The sequence below is a fragment of the Ideonella flava genome, assembly GCF_051857595.1.
GTDB lineage: Bacteria > Pseudomonadota > Gammaproteobacteria > Burkholderiales > Burkholderiaceae_C > Ideonella.
Map to the genome: position 1 here is coordinate 179,326 of NZ_JBPZHD010000016.1, position 22,417 is coordinate 201,742.

Sequence of the window (22,417 nt, forward strand, 5' to 3'; positions counted from 1 at the left end):
CCACGGAGTCTTGAGGGTAAGCCCCCATGACCAGGCTATAAAGTCATACTTTAATAAGTGCCTGCCTTCACGCCCACTTCATGACCAAACCGCCCCGCAAGCTCCGATCGGCCGCCTGGTTCGGCACGGCCGACAAGAACGGCTTCATGTACCGCAGCTGGATGAAGAACCAGGGTCTGCCCGACCATGTCTTCGATGGCCGCCCCATCATCGGCATCTGCAACACCTGGTCGGAGCTGACGCCCTGCAACGCCCACTTCCGCGAGCTGGCCGAGCACGTCAAGCGCGGCGTGCTGGAGGCGGGGGGCTTCCCGGTCGAGTTCCCGGTGTTCTCCAACGGCGAGAGCAATCTTCGGCCCACGGCGATGCTGACGCGCAACCTCGCCAGCATGGATGTGGAGGAGTCGATCCGCGGCAACCCGATAGACGGCGTGGTGCTGATGGTGGGCTGCGACAAGACCACGCCCGCCTTGCTGATGGGCGCGGCCAGTGTCGACGTGCCGGCCATCGTGGTCACCGGCGGCCCCATGCTCAACGGCAAGCACGAGGGGCGAGACATAGGCTCCGGCACCGTCGTGTGGAAGCTCCACGAGGAGGTGAAGGCGGGCACGCTGTCGCTCGATGGCTTTCTCGCCGCCGAGGCCGGCATGTCGCGCTCGGCCGGCACCTGCAACACCATGGGCACGGCCTCGACCATGGCCTGCATGGCCGAGGCGCTGGGCACCAGCCTGCCGCACAACGCGGCCATCCCGGCGGTCGATTCACGCCGCCGCGTGCTGGCTCATCTTTCCGGCGCGCGCATCGTCGACATGGTGAAGGAAGACCTCACGCTGTCGAAGGTGCTCACGCGCGCGGCCTTCGAGAACGCGATCCGGGTGAATGCCGCGATCGGCGGCTCCACCAACGCCGTGATCCACCTGAAGGCGATCGCCGGCCGCATCGGCGTCGACCTCGCGCTGGATGACTGGACGCGCCTGGGCGCCGGCACCCCGACGCTGGTGGACCTGCAGCCCTCGGGCCGCTTCCTGATGGAGGAGTTCTACTACGCCGGCGGCCTGCCGGCGGTGCTGCGCCGCCTCGGCGATGCCGGGCTGCTGCCGCACCCCGAGGCGCTGACGGTGAACGGCCGATCGCTGTGGGACAACGTGAAGGACGCGGCCTGCCACAACGCCGAAGTGATCCGCCCGCTGGACCGCCCGCTGGTGGCCGACGGCGGCATCCGCGTGCTGCGCGGCAACCTCGCGCCGCGCGGCGCGGTGCTCAAGCCTTCGGCGGCGAGCGCGCACCTGCTCAAGCACCGCGGCCGCGCCGTCGTGTTCGAGAACCTCGAACACTACAAGGCCCGCATCGACGACCCCGAGCTGGAGGTCGACGCCTCGTCCATCCTGGTCATGAAGAACTGCGGTCCGCGGGGCTACCCCGGCATGGCCGAGGTGGGCAACATGGGCCTGCCGCCAAAACTGCTGGCGCAGGGCGTGAAGGACATGGTGCGCATCTCGGACGCGCGCATGAGCGGCACCGCCTACGGCACGGTCGTGCTGCACGTGGCGCCCGAGGCACGGGCCGGCGGCCCGCTGGCGGTGGTGCGCGACGGTGACTGGATAGAGCTCGACTGCGAGAACAACCGCCTGCACCTGGAGATCTCGGACCAGGAGCTGTCGTCGCGCCTGGCGGCGTGGGCCGCGCAAGCGCAGCACGATCCGGCCGATGACAGCGGCTACCGGCACCTGTATGTGAAGCACGTGCTGCAGGCCGACGAGGGTTGCGACTTCGATTTCCTGCGCGGCTGCCGCGGCTCGGCCGTCCCGCGTCACTCCCATTGACCGCCGCGCAAAGCGGCACGAGCCCATGAATTCCGCTGTCCCACGCCGCTACCGGGGCGTCTTCCCGGTCGTCCCGACCACCTTCCGCGAAGACGGGTCGCTGGATCTCGAAAGCCAGCGCCGCTGCGTCGATTTCATGATCGACGCCGGCTCCAACGGGCTGTGCATCCTGGCCAACTTCTCGGAGCAGTTCGTGCTGTCCGACGAAGAGCGAGAGACGCTCGCCCGGACGATCATCGAGCACGTGGACGGCCGGGTGCCCGTCATCGTCACGACGACCCACTTCAGCACCGACCTCTGCATCGCCCGCAGCCAGCGCGCCCAGGCGCTGGGCGCTGCCATGGTGATGGTGATGCCGCCTTATCACGGTGCCACGATGCGCGTTTCGGAGGCGCAGGTGTTCTCGTTCTTCGAGCGCCTCGGCAGCGCCCTGGCCATCCCCGTGATGATCCAGGACGCGCCCATGGCCGGCACGCCGCTGCCCGTCCCGCTGCTCGTGCGCATGGCGCGCGAGATCGAGGCCATCCGCTACTTCAAGGTCGAGGTGCCCGGGGCGGCCTCGAAGCTGCGCGAGCTGATCGCGCAGGGCGGCGATCTCATCGAGGGGCCGTGGGACGGGGAGGAGGCGATCACGCTGCTGGCCGACCTGGATGCCGGGGCGACGGGTGCCATGACGGGTGGCGCCTATCCCGACGGCATCCGCACCATCGTCGATGCCTACGCGGCGGGCCGGCGCGAGGAGGCCGTCGCGGCCTACGGGCGCTGGCTGCCGCTGATCAACGCCGAGAACCGCCAGGGCGGCTTCCTCAGCGCCAAGGCCCTGATGAAGGAGGGCGGCGTGATCGCCTGCGATGCACCGCGCCATCCCTGGCCCGCCATGCATCCGGCCGTGCGCGAGGGCCTGCTGGACGCGGCCCGGCGGCTGGATCCGCTCGTGCTGCGCTGGGGCCGCTGAGCACAGGGCTGTGGCAGAGTCATCTCGCCGCGATCTGCCGTACGCGCCCATGACCTCGCGCCCCAACACGCTGGCCTACCGCGTCGACCAGGACAGCAAGGGCGGGCTGCACGGCCGGATCGTGCGAGACCTCGGCCTGCGCATCGTCTCCGGCGAGTTGCCACCCGGCGCCAAGCTGCCGCACGAGACCGAGCTGATCGAGAAGTACGAGGTCAGCCGGCCGGTGCTGCGCGAGGCGATTCGCGTGCTGACGGCCAAGGGCCTCGTCGTGTCGCGCCAGCGGGCCGGCGCGACCGTGCGCCCGCGCAACGAGTGGCATCTGCTCGACCCCGACGTGCTGTACTGGCTGATCCAGGCGAAGCCGGCGCCCGAGTTCGTCGGCATGCTCATGGCGGTGCGCCGGGTCTTCGAGCCGGGCGTCGCCGCACTGGCCGCGCGCGTGGCCACGCCCGAGCAACTGCAGGCGATCGAATCGGCCTATGAAGGGATGGCGGCCGCCCGCACGGTCGACGAGCTGCTGGAGCCCGATCTCGCCTTCCATCGGCGGATAGCCGAGGCCACGGGCAACGACCTGCTGGCCTACATCGGCAACATGCTCTCGCTCGCGCTGCGTGAATCGATCCAGCTCAGCAGCCAGCTGCCCAACACGCATGCGCTGTCCCTGCCCCGGCACAAGGCCATCCTCACGGCCCTGCAGAACCGGGATGCGTTCGCCGCCCAGCAGGCCACGCTGGTGCAGCTGGAGGAGACGGTGCAGGACATCTCGGCGGTGATCGAGCCCGGCATCCCGATGAACTGAAGGCCTTCGCGCCGACCAAGGGCCTGACCTTCGAGTTACATGCGCTCACGATGGGATGCGCATTGGCTACAAGCCCAAGCATCGCGCGTCAGCTTCGCATCAAGTTGGGCCGGGACCATGCGGTCGCCGGCATGGCATGCCTCGAAGACAGACCCCATGGCTTTCTCGTCCTCCATTTCCCTCCGGTCCCTGGCCCTGCTCGGCGTGATGGCCGGCGCGCTGACGCTCTGCGCCTGCGGTGGCGGCGGTGACGATTCCGCCGATTCGACCCCGGCCGAAGAGCCGGCGGACGGCCTCACCCAGGCGCAGGCCGCGACAGCGTGGGTGCCGCACGTCACCGACACCTGGCAATGGCAGCTGAGCGGAACGATCAACACCAGCTACGACGTCAAGGTCTACGACATCGACCTGTTCGATGCGCCGGATTCGGTGCTGGCGACGCTGCGCAGCCAGGGCAAGCACATCGTGTGCTACTTCTCTGCCGGCAGCGCCGAGAACTGGCGGCCCGACTACAGCAGGTTCAAGGCCTCGGACAAGGGCAATGCGCTGGACGGCTGGGCGGGCGAACGCTGGGTCGACACGCGGTCCGCCAACGTGCGCAGCATCATGAAAGCGCGGCTGGACAAGGCCAAGGCGCGCGGCTGCGATGGCGTCGAGCCGGACAACGTCGATGCCTACCAGAACAACCCGGGCTTCCCGCTCACCGCCCAGACGCAGCTCTCCTACAACCGCTTCCTTGCCAACGAGGCCCACGCGCGGGGCCTGAAGGTGGGGCTCAAGAACGATGTCGACCAGCTTTCGGCCTTGGCGCCGAGCTTCGACTTCGCCGTCAACGAGCAGTGCAACCAGTACGGCGAGTGCGGCGGCTACACGGTGTTCACCCGCGCCGGCAAGCCGGTGTTCAACGCCGAGTACAAGGCCCAGTGGCGCACCGACGCCAACGCGCGCGCCCAGATGTGCGCCAAGGCTCGCGCCATGAACCTGCGCACCATGGTGCTGCCGCTCAACCTGGACGACGCGTTCCGCTACAGCTGCGACTGACGGCGGCCGGGCACGCCGCCGCGCTCAGGCTGGCGCGGTTTGCGCCAGCCGCCCGATCTCTGCCAGCAGCGCATCGAGGCCGGTTCGCAGCAGCTGCTGTGTCGTCTCGTCGGCGATCCGGCCATCGGCCAGTTTCTTGTCGACGGCCGGGATGGCGAGATGAGGCAGCGACAGCGGGCGCGCCAGTGTGGCGGCGAGCGCCTCGCGGATCTGCGCCTGGGCGCGAGCGCCGCCGAAGAGCCCCGGCGAAGCGGTGATGACCAGCGCCGGCTTGCCTTTGAGAGGCGACTGGAACCCTGGCCGCGAAGCCCAGTCGATGGCGTTCTTCAGCACGCCCGGGATGCCGTAGTTGTATTCGGGCGAGCAGAACACGAGGCCATCCGTGGCCGCGATGGCCTCTTTCAGCAGGCGCACGCTTTCGGGCGGCGCCGCACCGTCGAGGTCGGCGTCGTAGGGCGGGATCTCGTTCAGCGTCATCACGTCGAGCGTGGCGCGGCCGGCGAGCAGGGGCTCGAGTGCGCGCAAGACGGCCGTGCAGTTCGAGCCGCGGCGCAGGCTGCCGGAGATGCCGAGCAGGTGGACTGTCATTGCCTAACCCTCCAGTGATGCTGCATGGAAGCGCGCAGCCCATTGCGGCTGCGGCTCGAAACCAGGGTCGGCACGGCAGGCCGCTTCGGTCTCGGCCCAGATCTCGGCGTCGGCCTTGTCGAGGTCGAGCGGGTCGCCGTGCGGCTGCGGGATGTACCACGGCGTGTCGAGGTAGACCTCGATGGTGTTGCCTTCGGGGTCGCTGAAGTAGATCGACAAGGCATTGCCATGGTTCATGCCGCGCATCTCGCTCGCGCCCTCCTGCAACGCCAGCCGGCGAACACGCCGCAGGTCCTCGATCTCGCCCACCTTGAACGACATCTGCATCACGGTGCTGGGCGCGTCGGCGGCGCGGCCGCCGGCCAGGACCAGCTGGTGGTGTTGCGTGGGCGTGCCGCTCAGAAAGTTCAGCGGGATGCGGAAGTTGCGGCCCACGCCGCGGTCGGTCAGCCTCAGGCCGAAGACCTGGGTGTAGAAGCGTGTCATCGCCTCCATGTCGCGCACGAAGATGCCGAAGTGCGAGAGCTGCGGGATGGTTTCGGTACTCAAGGGGATCTCCTCAGGGATGCAGGACGAGCTTGCCGACGGTGCCCGCGGCATCGAGCAGCTCGTGCGCTCGGCGGGCCTCGGCCAGCGGCAGCACGGTGGCCTCGGGCGCGCGGACGGCACCGCTGGCCATGGCGTCGATGGCGGCGAACATGAGGGCGCGGCGCTTGGCCGGTTGCTCGTCGAAGGTGTGCATCGAAAAGGTCCGCACGCCCAGGCTGCGGCCGAGCAGCGACCTCAACTCGGCGAACACGTCGGCTGCCGGTGGGCCGCTCACGACGTTGTAAGAGACGGCGAGCCCGAGCGGCGCCAGCGAGCGCAGGCAGGCGATGAACAGGGCGCCGCCGATCGGATCGATCGCCAGGTCGACGCCACGGCCGCCGGTCAGCGCCATCACCTGGGCCGGCAGGTCGGCGGCGGCCGGATCGAGCGCTGCCGAGGCGCCGTTGCGCAGCACGAACTCGCGCTTGTCCGGTGTGCTCGCGGTGGCTACCACCTGCAGGCCACGAGCTCGCGCGAGTTGCACCATGGCCGAGGCCACGCCGCCCGCAGCGCCAGTGAGCAGCACCGAGCGAGCTGGGGTGGCGCCGCCACATTCGAACAGCAGCGCCTGGGCGAGCTGGAAGTTCGGCAGGTTGACCGCTGCGTCGAAGCTGATGGCCTCGGGCAGCGGATACAGCGCGTCGGCCGGTGCGCAGACGAACTCCGCATAGCCGCCGCCCCGTTGCGGCAACTCCCGCGAGCTCAGCAGCACGCGATCGCCGAGCGAGACGCCCTGCGCACCCGGGCCCAGCGCATCGACCACGCCGGCCACTTCGTTGCCCGGCACCGCCGGCAGCGGCGGCATCCACTTGTAGCGGCCGGTGCGGATCAGCGCATCCGGCCGGCCCACGCCTATCGCCAGGGCCTTCACGCGGGCCTGGCCCGGGCCCGGCTCCGGCCGGGGCAGGTCGACGAGCTCGAGCGCCTCCGGCCCGCCGGGGGTGTGGACGACGATGGCTTTCATGGCGCTTGAGTCGCTCCACCGCGCCTCACGCGTCCCGCGACGCAGTACACCGACCAAGCCAAGGGATTTGCGCGGATCCGGCTTTGCCGGTCCGCTGCAAAAGCCCCCTCGGGGGGCAGCGACCGGAAGGGAGCGTGGGGGTTCATTTCAGCGCTGGCCATCGTGGACCTTCACCTGGTCCTTGGTCAGCCCGCCGAGCCGCGCGTGGACGCGCCCGCCGTCCGCCATCGCCAGGGCGAAGAAGATCTCGTTCGGCCGCGGGCCATCCTGCACGCCCACCTCCATCGCATTGAAGTGGCTGCGCACATAGGCCGCATGGATGTAGTGCAGCGGCACCATCAGCCGATAGCCGGCCGAGGCCACCGCCTTGGCGGCCGGCACGATGGCCTTGGGCTCGCCCAGCACGGCGCGCATCGCCCAGCCTCCGGCCTCGTGCCAGACCGCGCCGTGTTCCAGCTCGCCGTTGACGCCGACGATCGCCGCCTTGCCATAGGCCTCGACGCGATCCTTGCCGAGCACCCCGGCCGCCTCCTCGGCCAGCTCGCGGCCCAGCTCGCGCAGCTGGGCCATGAAGGGCAGCAGGTCGGCTTCGTAGCGCCCCGCGTAGGGGTTGCGGACGATGGCCCCGGCAGCGGCCATGCGCAGGGGTGTGGCGGCCGGCGGGCCGCCTTCGTGGTGGATGGTCTCGACCTGCAGCACACGCTTGCGGACCTGGATCAGCGACAGCGACATCATGGTTCTCCTGTTCGAAGGGCGGGCGACGGGTTCACAGACGAGGGATCCTGGCGTCGGCGACCACCTGTGTCCAGCGCTGCAGCTCCGCGCTCACCATCGCGGTCATCTCCTGCGGGGTGCTGCCTCGCACTTCGCCGCCCATCTCCTCCAGCCGCGTGCGGACCTGCGGCAGGAGCAGGGCCTTCTGCGTCTCGTCATGCAGCCGGTCCACGATGGCCGGCGGCACGCCGGCCGGCAGCATCCAGCCGGCCCAGGAGCGGACGTCGTAGCCGGCGACTCCGCGCTCGGCGACGGTGGGCACCTCCGGCATCGCCGGCCAGCGCCTGGCGCCGGTGACGGCCAGCACGCGCAGCTTGCCGGCCTTCAACTGGCCCAGCACCGCGGTGGGCGGCACGATGATCACCGGGATTTCGCCGCTCAGCAGGGCGGTCACTGACGCAGCGTCGCCACGGAAGGGCACGTGCAGCAGGTCCAGCCCGGCCATCTTGGCGAACAGCTCGCCGGCCAGATGGTGGGTCGAGCCTATGCCGGCCGTTCCGTAGGCCACGCCGCCCGGGGCGGCCTTGGCCGCGGCGATGAGGTCGGCCAGGTCACGGTACTTGGACGGCTGGGTGGTGACGATCAGGAAGGGGAAGAAGGTGATGGTCGAGACCATCTGGAAGCTGCCGACGGTCTGGTAGGGCAGCTTCTCGTACAGCGCCCCGGCCACCGCGTGGCCGCCGGTGGCCAGCAGCAGCGTGTAGCCGTCGGGCGCGGCGCGGGCCACGGTGGCGGAGGCGAGCGTGCCGCCCGCGCCAGCCACCGCCTCGATCACCAGGGCCGGGCCCAGGCCCTTGCCCACCTCGGTGCCCACGACGCGCGCGATGGTGTCTGCATTGCCGCCTGGGGCGAAGCCCTGGACGACCCGGATCGGCCTGGCCGGCCAGGCCTCGGCCCGAACCTGCGGCAGGCAGGCGGCGGCCAGGGCGCCGGCCGTGAAATGGCGACGTCGCATCCTTTGTCTCCTTGATGTTGTGTCGGGGCGGCGTTCAGGCCTGCATGACCACGGGATTGCGCAGCGTGCCTATGCCCTCGATCTCGACCTCGATCAGGTCGCCCGGCTTCATGAAGCGCTGCGGCTTGCGGCTCCAGCCGACGCCGGCGGGGGTGCCGGTGGCGATCACATCGCCCGGCACGAGGGTGAAGATGGTCGAGGCGTAGGCGATCAGGCGCGGGATCGGGAAGATCATGTGGCCGGTGTGGCTGTCCTGCACCGTCTCGCCGTTCAGGCGCGTGGTCAGGCGCAGCTGCCGTTCGGGGGCGATCTCGTCGGCGGTCACCATCCAGGGGCCGAAGGGCCCGGTGCCCTCGAAGTTCTTGCCCGAGGCGATCTGCTTGGCGTGGAACTGCCACTCGCGAACGCTCACGTCGTTGTAGATCGAGTAGCCGGCCACATGCTCCCAGGCCCGTTCGGCCGGGATGTCGCGGCCCGGCTTGCCGATGATCACGGCGAGCTCGCCCTCCCAGTCCAGCGTCTCGGAGACGCGAGGACGCACGATGGGCTGCTCATGGCCCACCTGCGAGCGCCACACGCGCAGGAAGATCGGCGGCTCCTCCGACAGCTCGCGCTGCATGCCGGCCGCCAGCACTTCCTGGTGGTGGTCCATGTAGTTGCGCACCGCGCAGACGATCTTCTCGGGCCGCGGGATCACCGGCAGGTAGTGCAAGCCGTCGAGCGGCAACTCGGGCCGCAGGCCATGGACGATGTCTTCGCGCCTGGCAAAGCCTTCGCTGCCGAGGAAGTCGGCCAATGATTCGCAGCCGGTGCGCTGCGCGAGCGGCAGCACGCCGTTGTCGACGACGGCGCCCCAGCCTTCGCGGCCGGCATGGAGGTAGGACAGGAGTTTCATGGCATTCCGGACTCGTCGTTTCGTTGTGCACAAGAATACGTTTTGTGCACAAAACATGATTTGGTACAAACCCTGAGGAGAGTCATGGTGGCGGCTGGCGCGCCAGACCTGACAATCGGCCTGCCATGAACACCGACGTGCTGGACTCCAACCTCCCGCTGGCCGAGCGCGCCTATCGCGAGTTGCGCCAGGCCATCGTGCGGGGCGAATTCGAGGCTGGTGCGAGGCTGAGGCTGGAGGAGCTGGCGCAACGCTTCGCGGTCAGCTCGAGCCCGCTGCGCGAGGCCTTGAACCGCCTGTCGCAGCAGGGGCTGGTGCGGGCGCTGGAGAACCGCGGCTTCCGCGTCGCACCCCTCACGGCCGAAGGCGTGAACGATCTGGTCCGGGTGCGCACGCTCATCGAGTGCGAGGCCTTGCGCGACGCGATGGCCCATGGCGGGGACGCGTGGGAGTCCGGCATCGTCGCGGCGGCCCATGCGCTCGCCCTGGTCGAGCGCCGGCTGGGCGACGAGGCGCGCGTGCTCGACGACGACTGGTCGGCGCGCCACCGCGCCTTCCACCTGAGCCTCTACGCGGCCTGCACTTCGCCGCTGCTGCTCGAACTGGCGGATGTGTTGTTCGACAACGCCGAGCGCTACAGGCGCTGGGCCGCGCGCAACCGCCAGGCCCCGCGCCGCAAGCATGACGAGCACCAGCAGCTGATGAAGGTGGTCCTCGCCCGGGACGCCGACGCCGCCACCGCGCTGCTGCGCCAGCATGTCGGCCACACCGGCCAGTTGGTGGCCGCGGCCCTCAAGCTGGCGTCATAGATCCCACGGCGGCACTTCGCCGCCGAAGCGATCGACCAGGTGCTGCACCAGCAGCCTCACCGCCAGGGGCTGGTGCTGGCGCGAGAGGAAGATCGCGTGGATGCCCAGGGGCTCAGGCTCCAGCGCCGGCAGCACGCGCACGAGCTGGCCTTGCTTCAGCAGGTCGCCCACGAAGTAGGTCGGCAGGATTCCTATCCCGCCCCCGTCCAGCACGGCGCGCCTGAGCACGGCCGTGTCGTTGGTCGAGAAGCAATCCTCCAGCGGTACTTCGACCGCTTCCTGGCCCTGCCTGAAGCGGAACTGCGCGGCGTTGACGATGGAGTGGGTCAGGCAGCGGTGCGACTGCAGTTGCTCGGCCGTCTTCGGCTCGCCGTGTTCAGCGAGATAGCTGCGCGCCGCACAGAGCACCGAGCGGCAGGTCGTCAAACGCCGCGCGATCAGCGCGGGCTCCAGCGAGTTCGTGATGCGCACGGCCAGGTCGATCCGCTCGGCCGTCAGGTCCACGCTGCGGTCGGCGGCCAGCAGCGAGATGCTCACCTGCGGGTGCTGGCGCTGGAACTCGACCAGGGCTGGTGCCAACTGGGCCTCGGCGAAGGAGGCGGAGCTGGTGATGCGCAGCTTGCCCGAAGGGATGCGGCTGCTAGCGCCGGCCTGGTGGCTGAGGTCCTCGGCCAGCTCCAGCAGCTGGCGGCACGGCTCGAGCGCGGACTGCCCGGCCTCCGTCAGGCTGATGCGCCTCGTCGTCCGGTGCAGGAGCCTGGCACCGACCCACTCCTCCATCGCCGCCAGGTAGCGGCTCACCATGGCGGTGGACATGTCCAGCCGCTCCGACGCCTGCGTCAGGCTGCCGTGCTCCACGACGGTCACGAACACCTTGGTGGCGGTCAACCGGTCCATGCATCCCTCAACTCGTATTGCGACGAATGATGCAATGGAAATTCAATCGAAGCGCTGTTTCTCAAAGGAAGTGGTGTCAATACAGTCACGTCCATTCCACAACCCCTTCCCAAGGAAACCGGCATGTCGCTCTCTTTCAAGTTCACGCGCCTGGTGCTGCCCACGCTGCTGTTCGGCGTCGTGGCTGCCGACCAGGCCGCTGCGCAGACCGCTGCCGCCCCGCTGTCGGTCAAGGTCTACAACGCCGATGCCGGCAGCTTCCACGTCAATGCGGTGGTCGTCAGCGGCAAGACCGAAGCGGTCGTGATCGACTCCGGCTTCACCCGCGCCGACGCCCTGCGCGTGGCCGCCAACGTGCTCGACAGCGGCAAGACGCTCAAGACCATCTTCATCAGCAACGCCGACCCGGACTTCTACTTCGGCGCCGAGGTGCTGCACGAGATGTTCCCCCAGGCCAAGGTGCTGACGACGCCGGCCGTGCGCGAGAAGATCCAGGCCAAGCTGGCCGGCAAGCTCGCGTTCTGGGGGCCCAAGATGGGCGCCAATGCGCCCAAGCAGCCGGTCGTCCCCGAGGCCCTCGGCGGCAACACGCTGACCGTCGACGGCGAAACCGTCGAGATCCGCGGGACGACCGGCGAGCTGGCGGCGCGTCCGTACGTGTGGATCCCTTCGATCAAGGCCATCGTGGGCAACATCGCGGTCTTCGGCAACCTGCATGTCTGGACCGCCGACACGCAGAAGCCCAGCGAGCGCCAGGCCTGGCTGGCCCAGCTCGACGAGATGCAGGCGCTCAAGCCCGCGCTGGTGGTGCCCGGCCACATGACCGCCGGTACGGTGCTGGACGAAAGCGCCATCGCCTACACCCGCGATTACCTGAAGCGCTTCGAGGCCGAACTGCCCAAGGCCCAGAACGGCGCCGAGCTGATCGCCAACATGCAGAAGGCCTATCCGAAGGCCGGTCTCGGGATGGCGCTCGACATCGGCGCCAAGGTCAACAAGGGCGAGATGAAGTGGTGAGCGCCATGCACGAGCCCGTCCTGCACTACCTCTACGACCCGCTGTGCGGCTGGTGCTACGGTGCGGCACCGCTCGTGCAGGCCGCGCGCCGCGTGATGCCCGTCCAGGCCCACGCCGGCGGCATGATGGCCGGCTCGCGCCGGCAGCGGGTCAGCCCGCAACTGCGCGACTACGTCATGCCGCACGACAGGCGGATCGGCCAGCTCACGGGCCAGCCCTTCGGCGCCGGCTACACCGATGGCCTGCTGCGTGACACGTCTGCCGTCTTCGACTCCGAGCCGCCGATCGCCGCGGTGCTGGCGGCCGAGCGGATCGCCGGCCGAGGGCTGGACATGCTGTCGCGCCTGCAGGCAGCGCACTACGTCGAGGGGCGCCGCATCGCCGACAAAGGGGTGCTGGTGGAGCAGGCCGCAGCCATCGGCCTGGATCCCGAGGCCTTCGCGGCCACCTTCGCCGAGACCGAAGGGCAGACCGTGCAGGGCCACATCGCGCAATCGCGATCGCTGATGCAACGCGTGGGGGCGTCCGGCTTCCCGAGCTTCGTCCTCGAGCAGGGCGGCCGGTTCACGCCGGTGGATGCGGGCTCGTTCTTCGGGCGGCCCGAGGAGTTCGCCGATGAGCTGCGCCGACAGGCGCCAGCCTCGGCGGCTGCCCGCCCGGCAGGCGGGGCGGGGTGCGACGAGGGCCTCTGCGCGCTCTGAACGCCGGTCGCTGCCTCGCGATTCAGGCGGTGCAGCCGAAAGTGTGCACCGTGGTGCTGGCGTAGGTATCGCCCGGCATCAGCACGGTCGACGGCCACTGCGGCCGGTTCGGCGAATCGGGCGCGTGCTGCGTCTCCAGGCACAGGCCGTCGCCCTGGCGCAGCATGCGGCCCGACGCCTCCTCGAGCGAGCCATCGAGGAAGTTGCCGGAGTAGAACTGCAAGCCCGGCTCGGTGGTGTGGATCTCCATCACGCGGCCGCTGGCAGGGTCCTCGAGCCGGGCCGCCAACGCCAGGCCGGCCGCCGGGCGATCGATGTCGAAGTGGTGGTCATAGCCCAGGCCGTGGCGGATCTGTTCATGAGGGGTGCGAATGCCTTCGTCGATGCAGGCGCCGGACCGGAAGTCGAAAGGCGTGCCCTCCACGGCCGCCAGCCCCAGCGGTATCAGGCCTTCGTCGACCGCGGCGTAGCGGCTGCAGGGCAGGGTGAGACGGTGGCCGAGCGCACTTCCTCGGCCTGCGAGGTTCCAGTAGGCGTGGTGGGTGAGGTTGACCACCGTCGGCCTGTCGGTCGTCGCGCGGTAGTCGATGCGCCAATCGCCGCGCGGCGTGAGCGTGTAGCGCACTGTCGCCGTGAGCCGGCCCGGGAAGCCCTGGTCGCCGTGCTCGCTCACCAGGCTGAGCTCGATCGCCACGCTGCCATCGGCCTGCACAGGCAGCGGCGTGACGTTCCACACGCGGCTGCAGAAGCCGTCCACGCCGCCGTGCAGGCAGTGGCGCTGACCCGGCTCGCGGCTGATCTCGACGCGCTCGCCCGCCAGCGTGAACCGGCCTTCTGCGATGCGGTTCCCGTAGCGTCCGATGAGGCCGCCGAAGTTCCTGTTGCGGGTCAGGTGATCTTCGACCGAGGCCAGCGCGAGCACGACGTTGCCGACCTGGCCATGACGATCCGGGCACCGCAGCGCCGTGACGATGCCGCCCAGGTTGAGGAAGCTCAAGGTGACCGGGCCGCCGGCGTCGAGCGTGTACTCGACGAGCTCGCGCCCATCGGAAAGTCGGCCCAGCGGGCGAGAAAGGAGGCGGGTTTCGGCAGGATTCATGGGGTCCGGTCTCGATCAGGTGCGGGCCTGGAAGGGCGTCCGCCGACGAACGTGCAGTTCAGGCGCAGCGTACCAACCGCGCTCCGTGCGCCGGCACGAGCAACTGGCGCGTGCGCGCCGGCAGATCGGCCTGCGCCCAGCAATCGCGCCGCGCGTCGGGCATCCAGCCGGGCAGCTCTGCAGCCCATGGCGCCTCGGAGGTGTTGAGCCACGCGACCCAGGTGCCTTCGGGGCCGGTGCAGGCGAAACGATGGCCTTGCGCGCCCGAGTGCCACTCGCGCAAGCCAGGCACCCGCTGCAGGGCGAGCACTTCGCGGTTGGTGACCAGGCGGTAGGTCCAGTCGTCGAGCCGGCGCAGGTCGTTGCCGAGGATCAGCGGCGAGCGCGCGCACGTCCAGGCGGTGAGCATCAGGATCTGCTCGTCGCGGCTCAAGCCGCAATCCCTCTCGGCATCGCCGCTGCGCAGCCCGATCTTGCCGACCGGCAGCATGTCGGCATCCGGCCACGCGCCCGAACGGGCATGCGGTGCCCACCTGACGAGATTGACCAGGTTGTCGCGCAAGTTCGGCCAGTTGTCCCAGAAGTCGTCGCACACCCGCCATTGGTTGGCATGGGCCTGCAGGTGCGGCGCCTGGTCGAGGTGGGAGGGCCCGGGCGACAGGCTGAGCACGATGGGGCGGCCGGTGGCATCGATGGCGCGGCGGATCAGCTCCACCTCGCGGGCGTGGTAGGTCGGCGCCGCTATGTCGTCGACCTTCAGGAAATCGACGCCCCAGCCGGCCAGCTGGCCTATCCAGGCGCGGTACCAGTCGAAGGCGCCGGGATGGTCGGCATTGACGCCGCACATGTCGGTGTTCCAGGCGCAGACGGAATCGATCTTCGCCACCTCGTCGCAACGCCAGCGGCTGCCCTCGATCGGCAGGGCCTGGCCGACCGCCTGGCGCGGGATGCCGCGCATGATGTGAACGCCGAAGCGCAAGCCCATGCCATGCACCTGCTCCGCCAGAGCAGCGAAGCCCCGGCCGCCGGCCGCACTGGGGAAGCGGTTCGGCGCCGGCTGCGGCCGGCCGTGGGCATCCAGGCACAAGGTGGCGAACGGCCGGTATTGCGCCGACCGGGCTCCGGGCTCGTACCACTGGATGTCGACGGTGGACAGGTCGTAGCCGAAGGGCTTGAACCGCTCGGCGAGGATGCGGGAGTTGTCGAGGTACTCGGCTTCGGTGACGCTCGCGCCGAAGCTGTCCCAGCTGTTCCAGCCCATGGGCGGCGTCGCGGCCCAGGCATGGAAGGGCTTCGACGGGGTCGATGCGTCCGCACCAGGAGTTTCGGGTCCCGAGCGACGTGCAGGCGTCGCGGCAGCCGCGACCCCGGATGCCGCCGCCAGGCTCCCTCCGATGGCGGCGCGGACGAAATGCCGGCGGTCCACGCCCAGGCTCTTGGTGCTCACGAATGCAATCCTCTGTCGGCCGGGCGCAGGTGCCCGCATCGGTCACCTAGTTTGTACGGCGACCGAACAAATGCAAACGGTGCAAGCCCCTATTGCCTGGCAGGCGGAGTGCTTCCGGCAGCGGGTGGATCGGGCGCGTACTTGTCGCCGACCTGTTCGCGCAGCGGATGGGTGTCGTAGACGATGCGCATGTCCAGGATGCGCGAGCTGCCCGGGCGGAAGCTGAAGACGTCGACGCAGGTGAAGTCCACCATGCGTCCATCGTTCAGCGTCCAGTCATAGCGAAAGTAGGCCGCCACGCGCACCACCTCGGTCCTTGGTTCCACCGAGGCGAAGAGGTCGATCAGCGTGATCACGCTGCCGCTGGAGGCCTGCGCAAGCTTCGTGAAGAACGCCCGCGCGTCCATGGTGCCGAGGAACGGGGAGTGGACCACTCCGTCGGCCTCGAAGGTGGAGATCAATCCGGCGGTATCGCCGGCGTGCAGGGCCCGCAGGTAGGCGCGGACGGTGTCGATGGGCGTGGGCGTCATGGAGCGGCAGCTTCACAGAAGACGCACGGCCCGACAAGCCACAATGCCGCCAAAAACATCAACGCTGTTTATGTATCTGCGCCACCTGGAGTACCTGCGGCTCGTCGTCGAACACGGCTCCTTTGCCGCGGCGGCGCAGGCTGCGGGGGTGACACAGCCGGCCATCAGCCACGGCATGAAGCAGTTGCAGTCGCAATTCGGCACCGCGTTGTTCGTTCGGTCCGGCCGTCGCCTGCTGCCCACCGAGCTCGCCCTGCAGGTCGCCAGGCAAGGGGCATCGCTGGCCGAGCAGGTCGGTGCCTGGGCGGGAACTTCGTCGCGCCGATCCGACCCCGCGCTGCTACGCGTGGGGCTCACGCCTTCTGCTGCGCTGGTCTGCGGGCCGGTGTTGCTCGAAAGCTGGAGCCAGGGACATGCGCGCCGCAGGCTGCAGCTCGTCAGCGCGGACGAGGGACGGCTGCTGGCAGGCCTGCAACGGCGGGAGTTCGACCTCGTCATCTCGCCGCGCCCGCGCGGCTTCCAGGGCAAGGGCCTGGCGTGCGAGGCGCTCTACCAGCTGCAGCCGCAGGTCTATGCGCGGCGGCTTCATCCCCTGGCCCGTGCACAGGCCCTGGAGCAGTTGCAGGACGCGGCCTGGGCATCGGTCGGCCCCAGCGTCCGCGGACCGGTGGACGTGCTGACGGAGGCGTTCGAGGTCCGCCGGATGCCCCCTGCACGCGTGGTCGTGAGTTGCCCCGACTACGCGAGCATGCTGAACCTGATGGCCCATGAGGACCTACTCGCCGTGATCCCGCATCCGGCCTTGCTGGCCGGTGAATCGATCAGGGGGCTCGTGCCATTGCGCCTTCGCGAGACCCTGCCTCTGTACGAGATGTGGCTCTTCCACCCGGCGGTTTCCCGCCGGGCGGTGCGGTCGCTCATCCCGCGGCTGCTGCAGCGCCTGAAGGATGGCTCCTGACCCAGCCGCCCCATTCGAGCCGCCGGCCTTCTCGATTGGCCTGCCGAGCCGTGGACACCAGCTGGATCAACGGCGGCGCCGGTGGCCGGCAAGCCATCGTCATCCGTTGACGTTCACCGACCCGGGCCGACCCACCGGCCTGGCCAGGCGCCGGAGTCGACCATCCGGCGAAGCTCCTCGGTGACCAGCGCATGCACCGCAGCGCTGGCGGTGGTAGCCGGCCGGGTGACGCTGGTGGCGAGGACGACTCGCCGCAGCATGCTCGCCTCGGTGAAGGGCGCGGCGGCGAGCCGCCCGTCGGCGACCTCCTGGGCCACCGAAGCCAGCGGCAGGATGGTGCTGCCTACGCCCGACTCGACCGCACGCTTGACGTTGGGCAGGGATTCGATCTCGGCGATCACGTCGAGCTCGATGCCGGCTCCTTCGCAGGCTTCGTCGACGATGCGCCGCAGGCCGTGCTCCCGGCCTGGCAGCACGAACTGCTGCCCCGCGGCCCGGGCCAGGCGAACGCGCGACGGCAGCCGCACCTCCGGCCCTGCCACCCACGCCAGCTGCTCGTCGAGCAAGGGCCGCTTCACCAGCGCGGCATCGGCGTTGTCGCCGTAGAGGATGGCCAGGTCCAGGCGGCCGGCCTGCAGCCATTCGCGCAGGAAGCCGCTGTAGGCTTCGACGACGCGCAGGCGCACCTGGGGCAGGCGCGCCCGGCAGGCCTGCACGATGGGCACGGTGGCGGCCAGCGCCACGGTCGTGGTGAGCCCCAGGGTCACCTCGCCTCGTGGCACCGAAGCCAGGTCGCGCACGGCGCCCTTGGCCCGCTCCACGTCCGCCAGCACCACTCTCGCATGCTCCAGGAACGTGCGGCCCGCCTCGGTGAGCGCCATGCCGCGCGAGCTGCGCTCGAACAGGCGCGCGCCCAGCTCGTCCTCCAGCGAGGCGATCTGCTGGCCCAGCGCAGGCTGGGCCACGTGCAGGCTGGCGGAAGCCTTGAGCAGGCTGCCAGCTTCGGCCACGCCGATGAAGTAGCGCAGTTGCCTCAGTTCCATGGCTAGCTGTTTGAGATATAGCGCATAGCCCGATTAAGTATTTCACAAATAGCGTCTCGGTCACCAGAATGACCGCCATGGACATCGACATCGGGCACCTGCAAACCTGGATCGGCCAGACGGAAGTGGCGCACGACACGGTCACGCCCGTCCCTCTGCGGGCCCTGACGGCCACCTTGGACCGTGACGACGCGCCCATCGCGCCGGGCGCGCCCATCCCGCCGTGCTGGCACTGGCTGTACTTCCTGCCGCTGCACCGGCAATCCGCGATCGGCGCCGACGGCCACCCGCCCCGCGGCGGCTTCCTGCCTCCGGTGCCGCTGCCGCGCCGCATGTGGGCCGGCAGCCGCATCGACTTCCTCGCGCCGGTCACGGCAGGCCAGGCCCTGGCGCGCACCTCGCGCATCGAAGACGTTCGCCTGAAGGACGGCCGCACCGGCCCGCTCGTGTTCGTCAAGGTGCGACACGAGATCCAGGCCGACGGGCGGCTCGCCATCGTCGACCGGCACGACATCGTCTACCGCGGCATGCCGGCGGCCGGCGAGCCCGTGCCCGCCGGCGTGATGCCGCCGGCGGATGCCCAGTGGACGCGCCGCATCGTGCCCGACGACGTGCTGCTCTTTCGCTACTCGGCGCTCACCTTCAACGGCCACCGCATCCACTACGACCGCCGCTACGTCACGACCGTGGAGGGCTACCCCGGCCTGGTGGTGCACGGCCCGCTGATCGCCACCCTGCTGCTGGACCTGTTGCGCCGCGAGCGGCCGGACGCGCGGGTGACCCGCTTCGCCTTCAAGGCCGTCAAGCCCATCTTCGACATCGCGCCCTTCGAGGTCTGCGGCCGTGCCATCGGCCACAGCGAAGCGCAACTCTGGGCCCGCACGCCCGAAGGCCACCTGGCCATGGAAGCCAGCGCCACGCTGGCCTGAAAGAGGACGACACGACCATGTTCCACCAGACCGACCAGCACCAGGAGATCCGCGATGCCGTGCGGCAACTGTGCAAGCAGTTCCCGGACGAGTACTTCCGCAAGATCGACGAGGAGCGCGGCTACCCCGTGGCCTTCGTCGACGCGCTCACCCAGGCGGGCTGGCTCGCCGCGCTGATCCCGCAGGAGTACGGCGGCCCGGGCCTGTCGATGGCCGAGGCCTCGGTCATCATGGAAGAGATCAACCGCAGCGGCGGCAACGCCGGCGCCTGCCACGGGCAGATGTACGTGATGAACGCCATCACCCGCCGCGGCACGCGGGAGCAGAAGGACAAGTACCTGCCCAAGATCGCCGCCGGCGAGTTGCGCGTGCAGTCCATGGGCGTGACCGAGCCGACCACCGGCAGCGATACCACCCAGCTCAAGACCACCGCCGTGAAGAAGGACGGACGCTGGGTCGTCAACGGCCAGAAGGTGTGGATCTCGCGCGTGCAGCACAGCGACCTGATGATCGTGCTGGCCCGCACGACGCCGCTGGCGCAGGTGCAGAAAAAGAGCGCCGGGCTGTCGTGCTTCATCGTCGACCTGCACCAGGCCGTGGGCCACGGGCTGACCGTGCGGCCCATCCCGAACATGGTCAACCACGAGACGAACGAGCTGTTCTTCGACAACCTCGAGATCCCCGACGAGAACCTGCTCGGGCCCGAAGGCGAGGGCTTCAAGGTCATCTTCGAGGGGCTGAATGCCGAGCGCACGCTGATCGCGGCCGAGTGCATCGGCGACGGTTACTGGTTCCTGGACCGCGCCACGCGCTATGCCAACGAGCGCAGCGTCTTCGGCCGCAAGATCGGCCAGAACCAGGGCATCCAGTTCCCCTTGGCCGAGGCGCTGATCGAGATCGAGGCCGCGAGCCTCATGCGCTGGCGCGCCTGCGAGAAGATCGATGCACATCAGAACGCCGGCACCGAGGCCAACATGGCCAAGTACCTGGCCGCCAAGGCCTCGTGGGAGGCGGCCAACGCCTGCCTGCAGACGCACGGTGGCTTCGGCTTCGCCTGCGAATACGACGTGGAGCGCAAGTTCCGCGAGACGCGGCTGTACCAGGTGGCGCCCATTTCCACCAACATGATCCTGTCGTACATGGCCGAGCACGTGCTGGGCCTGCCGCGCTCGTTCTGACGCTCCTCCCGAAAGGCACTCCCATGGTTCGCCCCCTGGACGGCGTCACCGTCGTCACGCTCGAACACGCCATCGCCGCACCGTTCTGCACCCGCCAGCTCGCCGACCTTGGTGCCCGCGTCATCAAGGTCGAGCGCCCCGGCACCGGCGACTTCGCCCGTGACTACGACGAGCGGGTCAAGGGCATGGCTTCGCACTTCGTGTGGAGCAACCGCTCGAAGGAGAGCCTGACGCTGGACGTGAAGCACGCGGCCGCGAAGGCGGTGCTGGCGAAGCTGCTCGAAGGCGCGGACGTGCTGGTGCAGAACCTCGCTCCCGGCGCCGCGGCCCGGCTGGGCTTGTCATGGGAGGCGCTGCACGAGCGCCACCCCGGCCTCATCGTCTGCGACATCTCGGGCTACGGCGACGACGGCCCCTACCGCGACAAGAAGGCCTACGACCTGCTGATCCAGAGCGAATCAGGCTTCCTCTCGGTGACCGGCACGGCGGACGAGCCGGCGAAGGCGGGCAACTCGATCGCCGACATCGCCGCCGGCATGTACGCCTACTCCAGCATCCTGGCCGCCCTGCTGCAACGCGGGAAGACGGGGCAGGGCAGCCGCATCGACGTCTCCATGCTCGAAAGCATGGTCGAGTGGATGAGCTATCCGCTGTACTACGCCTTCGATGGCGCGACGCCGCCGCCCCGGGCGGGCGCGGCTCACGCCACCATCTACCCCTACGGGCCGTTCCCGGCAGGCGATGGCCACACGGTGATGCTGGGCCTGCAGAACGAGCGTGAGTGGGGGGCCTTCTGCCAGCGCGTGCTATGCCAGCCGCAGCTCGCCAGCGACGAACGCTTCTCGTCGAACTCGCGGCGGGCGGCGAACCGCGACGCCCTGCGCCAGCTGATCGTCGAGAGCTTCTCGGCCTTGAGCGTCGACCAGGTTGTCGAGCGGCTGGAGCAGGCGCAGATCGCCAACGCCCGGGTCAACGACATGCACGACGTGTGGCGGCATCCGCAGCTGCGGGCCCGTGGGCGCTGGACCGAGGTGAGCACGCCGGGCGGCCCCATCCCCGCGCTGTTGCCGCCTGGCCGCACTGACGCCTACGCCCCGCGCATGGACGCCGTGCCCGGCCTCGGCCAGCACACCGAGGCGATTCTTCGCGAACTGGGCTGGACCGGAGGCGATATCGCCCGGCTTCACGCCGAGCACGCCATCTGACAACGACTCCCGGAGACAAGACCATGAAGTCATTCAAGCGCCTTCGCATCGCGGCGCCTGCCGCCCTGGGGGCCGCCGTGCTCTCGCTGGCGCTGAGCGCGCCGGCCTGGGCCCAGGGCTACCCGGCCCGGCCGGTGACGCTGGTGGTGCCCTTCGCGGCCGGCGGGCCGACCGACGTGGTCGCGCGACTGCTGGGCGCGGCCATGATGAAGCCGCTGGGCCAGACGGTCGTCATCGAGAACAAGACCGGCGCCGGCGGCACCATCGCCGCCGCCGCGGTGGCGCGGGCGGCACCGGATGGCTACACCTTCCTCATCCACCACAACGGCATGGGCACGGCGCCCGCGCTGTACCGCAAGCTCAGCTACAACCCGCTGGCGGATTTCGAGTACGTGAGCCAGGTCGTGGACGTGCCGATGACGCTGGTGGGCCGCAAGGATCTGCCGGCCAAGGATTTCCGCGAGCTGCAGGCCTACGTCAAGGCCAACGGCGACAAGGTCAACCTCGCCCATGCCGGCCTGGGCGCTGTCTCGCACCTGTGCGGCATGCTGTTGCGCCAGGCGATAGGTGCCGAGGTGACGACCGTGCCGTACCAGGGCACCGGCCCCGCGATGAACGCGCTGCTGGGCGGGCAGGTCGACCTGCTGTGCGACCAGACCACGTCCACCACGCCCTTCATCAAGGCCGGCTCGGTCAAGCTCTACGGCGTGACCACGTCGCAGCGCCTGAAGACGCTGCCCGACACGCCGACGCTGGCCGAGCAGGGCTTGGCCGGCTTCCAGGTGGTGGTGTGGCACGGCATCTACGCGCCCAAGGGGACGCCCAAGGAGGCCATCGACAAGTTCGGCGCCGCCTTGCGCACGGCACTGAAGGATCCGGCGGTGGTGGCTCGCCTGGCCGAGCTGGGCGCCATCATCCCGCCGGACGACAAGCTCACGCCAGCGGGCCTGCAGGGCTGGCTGCAGCAGGAGACGCAGCGCTATGCGCCCGTCATCAAGGCCGCCGGCCAGTTTGCGGATTGAGGGGCACGGCATGAAGGTCCTGGTCGCGGTGAAGCGCGTGGTCGACTACAACGTGAAGGTGCGCGTGAAGAGCGATAGCACGGGGGTGGACATTGCGAACGTCAAGATGAGCATGAACCCCTTCGACGAGATCGCCATCGAAGAGGCGGTGCGGTTGAAAGAGAAGGGTGCTGTCACCGAGGTGATCGCGGTGTCCTGCG

General features: G+C 69.5%; 23 protein-coding genes and 1 pseudogene. 13 read left to right on the forward strand and 11 right to left on the reverse strand.

From position 1 onward, the window contains the following. The first annotated feature begins 80 nt into the window (after positions 1-80). The 4 genes from ACS5PM_RS29585 (at position 81) to ACS5PM_RS29600 (ending at position 4,618) form a co-directional block, all read left to right on the forward strand. Positions 81-1,823 (forward strand): IlvD/Edd family dehydratase, encoded by a 1,743-nt coding sequence (locus ACS5PM_RS29585; protein ID WP_439391576.1) that lies wholly within the window; start codon positions 81-83, stop codon positions 1,821-1,823. Positions 1,824-1,848: 25 nt separating this feature from the next. After that, positions 1,849-2,778, forward strand: a complete 930-nt coding sequence (locus ACS5PM_RS29590; protein ID WP_439391577.1) for a dihydrodipicolinate synthase family protein — start codon at positions 1,849-1,851, stop codon at positions 2,776-2,778. A gap of 49 nt (positions 2,779-2,827) precedes the next feature. Further along, positions 2,828-3,577, forward strand: a complete 750-nt coding sequence (locus ACS5PM_RS29595) for a FadR/GntR family transcriptional regulator (RefSeq protein WP_439391578.1) — start codon at positions 2,828-2,830, stop codon at positions 3,575-3,577. Positions 3,578-3,733: 156 nt separating this feature from the next. Next, positions 3,734-4,618, forward strand: a complete 885-nt coding sequence (locus ACS5PM_RS29600; protein ID WP_439391579.1) for an endo alpha-1,4 polygalactosaminidase — start codon at positions 3,734-3,736, stop codon at positions 4,616-4,618. A 24-nt stretch (positions 4,619-4,642) separates the two neighbouring features. Here ACS5PM_RS29600 and ACS5PM_RS29605 read toward each other — a convergent pair whose 3' ends face one another. The 6 genes from ACS5PM_RS29605 to ACS5PM_RS29630 form a co-directional block, all read right to left on the reverse strand. After that, on the reverse strand, positions 4,643-5,206 hold the full coding sequence (locus ACS5PM_RS29605) for an NADPH-dependent FMN reductase (protein WP_439391580.1): 564 nt from the start codon (positions 5,204-5,206) through the stop codon (positions 4,643-4,645). A 3-nt stretch (positions 5,207-5,209) separates the two neighbouring features. Continuing rightward, positions 5,210-5,755, reverse strand: coding sequence for a VOC family protein (locus tag ACS5PM_RS29610; protein ID WP_439391581.1), 546 nt, complete (start codon positions 5,753-5,755; stop codon positions 5,210-5,212). Positions 5,756-5,765: 10 nt separating this feature from the next. Continuing rightward, on the reverse strand, positions 5,766-6,758 hold the full coding sequence (locus ACS5PM_RS29615; RefSeq protein ID WP_439391582.1) for a zinc-dependent alcohol dehydrogenase family protein: 993 nt from the start codon (positions 6,756-6,758) through the stop codon (positions 5,766-5,768). A gap of 147 nt (positions 6,759-6,905) precedes the next feature. After that, positions 6,906-7,484 carry an amino acid synthesis family protein gene (locus ACS5PM_RS29620; RefSeq protein ID WP_439391612.1) on the reverse strand — a complete coding sequence of 193 codons (579 nt, stop codon included), beginning with the start codon at positions 7,482-7,484 and terminating at the stop codon, positions 6,906-6,908. 40 nt (positions 7,485-7,524) lie between these two features. After that, a complete protein-coding gene (locus tag ACS5PM_RS29625) occupies positions 7,525-8,487 on the reverse strand; it encodes a tripartite tricarboxylate transporter substrate binding protein (RefSeq protein WP_439391583.1) in 963 nt (320 codons plus the stop codon). 34 nt (positions 8,488-8,521) lie between these two features. Further along, a complete protein-coding gene (locus tag ACS5PM_RS29630) occupies positions 8,522-9,382 on the reverse strand; it encodes a fumarylacetoacetate hydrolase family protein (protein WP_439391584.1) in 861 nt (286 codons plus the stop codon). A gap of 125 nt (positions 9,383-9,507) precedes the next feature. Between ACS5PM_RS29630 and ACS5PM_RS29635 the strand changes: the two genes are divergently transcribed. Then, positions 9,508-10,191, forward strand: a complete 684-nt coding sequence (locus ACS5PM_RS29635) for a GntR family transcriptional regulator (protein ID WP_439391585.1) — start codon at positions 9,508-9,510, stop codon at positions 10,189-10,191. On the opposite strand, the gene ACS5PM_RS29640 is transcribed toward ACS5PM_RS29635, so the two are convergent. Beyond that, positions 10,186-11,088, reverse strand: a complete 903-nt coding sequence (locus tag ACS5PM_RS29640) for a LysR family transcriptional regulator (RefSeq protein ID WP_439391587.1) — start codon at positions 11,086-11,088, stop codon at positions 10,186-10,188. The genes ACS5PM_RS29635 and ACS5PM_RS29640 overlap by 6 nt on opposite strands. A gap of 123 nt (positions 11,089-11,211) precedes the next feature. Between ACS5PM_RS29640 and ACS5PM_RS29645 the strand changes: the two genes are divergently transcribed. Together ACS5PM_RS29645 and ACS5PM_RS29650 are read left to right on the forward strand one after the other, a co-directional pair. Further along, positions 11,212-12,105, forward strand: a complete 894-nt coding sequence (locus ACS5PM_RS29645; protein WP_439391588.1) for an MBL fold metallo-hydrolase — start codon at positions 11,212-11,214, stop codon at positions 12,103-12,105. Positions 12,106-12,110: 5 nt separating this feature from the next. Next, a complete protein-coding gene (locus ACS5PM_RS29650; RefSeq protein ID WP_439391590.1) occupies positions 12,111-12,806 on the forward strand; it encodes a DsbA family protein in 696 nt (231 codons plus the stop codon). 22 nt (positions 12,807-12,828) lie between these two features. Here the strand turns inward: ACS5PM_RS29650 and ACS5PM_RS29655 are convergent, their stop codons facing one another. The 3 genes from ACS5PM_RS29655 to ACS5PM_RS29665 all read right to left on the reverse strand — a co-directional run bounded on the left by ACS5PM_RS29655 (position 12,829) and on the right by ACS5PM_RS29665 (position 15,882). Then, the gene (locus ACS5PM_RS29655; RefSeq protein ID WP_439391591.1) at positions 12,829-13,905 is read right to left on the reverse strand and encodes an aldose epimerase family protein; all 1,077 of its coding nucleotides are present in this window, start codon (positions 13,903-13,905) and stop codon (positions 12,829-12,831) included. A 58-nt stretch (positions 13,906-13,963) separates the two neighbouring features. Next, complete coding sequence (locus ACS5PM_RS29660; RefSeq protein ID WP_439391592.1) at positions 13,964-15,352, reverse strand: glycoside hydrolase family 27 protein; 1,389 nt, start codon at positions 15,350-15,352, stop codon at positions 13,964-13,966. An 89-nt stretch (positions 15,353-15,441) separates the two neighbouring features. Next, positions 15,442-15,882 carry a nuclear transport factor 2 family protein gene (locus tag ACS5PM_RS29665; protein ID WP_439391593.1) on the reverse strand — a complete coding sequence of 147 codons (441 nt, stop codon included), beginning with the start codon at positions 15,880-15,882 and terminating at the stop codon, positions 15,442-15,444. 70 nt (positions 15,883-15,952) lie between these two features. On the opposite strand from ACS5PM_RS29665, the gene ACS5PM_RS29670 reads away from it, so the two are divergent. After that, positions 15,953-16,840, forward strand: coding sequence for a LysR family transcriptional regulator (locus ACS5PM_RS29670; RefSeq protein ID WP_439391594.1), 888 nt, complete (start codon positions 15,953-15,955; stop codon positions 16,838-16,840). A gap of 113 nt (positions 16,841-16,953) precedes the next feature. Here the strand turns inward: ACS5PM_RS29670 and ACS5PM_RS29675 are convergent, their stop codons facing one another. Further along, on the reverse strand, positions 16,954-17,883 hold the full coding sequence (locus ACS5PM_RS29675; RefSeq protein WP_439391595.1) for a LysR family transcriptional regulator: 930 nt from the start codon (positions 17,881-17,883) through the stop codon (positions 16,954-16,956). A gap of 68 nt (positions 17,884-17,951) precedes the next feature. On the opposite strand from ACS5PM_RS29675, the gene ACS5PM_RS29680 reads away from it, so the two are divergent. The 5 genes and pseudogenes from ACS5PM_RS29680 to ACS5PM_RS29700 form a co-directional block, all read left to right on the forward strand. Further along, a complete protein-coding gene (locus ACS5PM_RS29680) occupies positions 17,952-18,812 on the forward strand; it encodes an HTD2 family dehydratase (RefSeq protein ID WP_439391596.1) in 861 nt (286 codons plus the stop codon). A gap of 17 nt (positions 18,813-18,829) precedes the next feature. After that, positions 18,830-19,990, forward strand: a complete 1,161-nt coding sequence (locus ACS5PM_RS29685) for an acyl-CoA dehydrogenase family protein (RefSeq protein WP_439391597.1) — start codon at positions 18,830-18,832, stop codon at positions 19,988-19,990. A 23-nt stretch (positions 19,991-20,013) separates the two neighbouring features. Next, positions 20,014-21,195 (forward strand): CaiB/BaiF CoA transferase family protein, encoded by a 1,182-nt coding sequence (locus ACS5PM_RS29690; protein ID WP_439391599.1) that lies wholly within the window; start codon positions 20,014-20,016, stop codon positions 21,193-21,195. A 23-nt stretch (positions 21,196-21,218) separates the two neighbouring features. After that, positions 21,219-22,217, forward strand: a complete 999-nt coding sequence (locus ACS5PM_RS29695; protein WP_439391600.1) for a tripartite tricarboxylate transporter substrate-binding protein — start codon at positions 21,219-21,221, stop codon at positions 22,215-22,217. Between the two features lie 10 nt (positions 22,218-22,227). Then, positions 22,228-22,417 (forward strand): annotated as a pseudogene (locus ACS5PM_RS29700) (electron transfer flavoprotein subunit beta/FixA family protein); the annotation flags it as partial.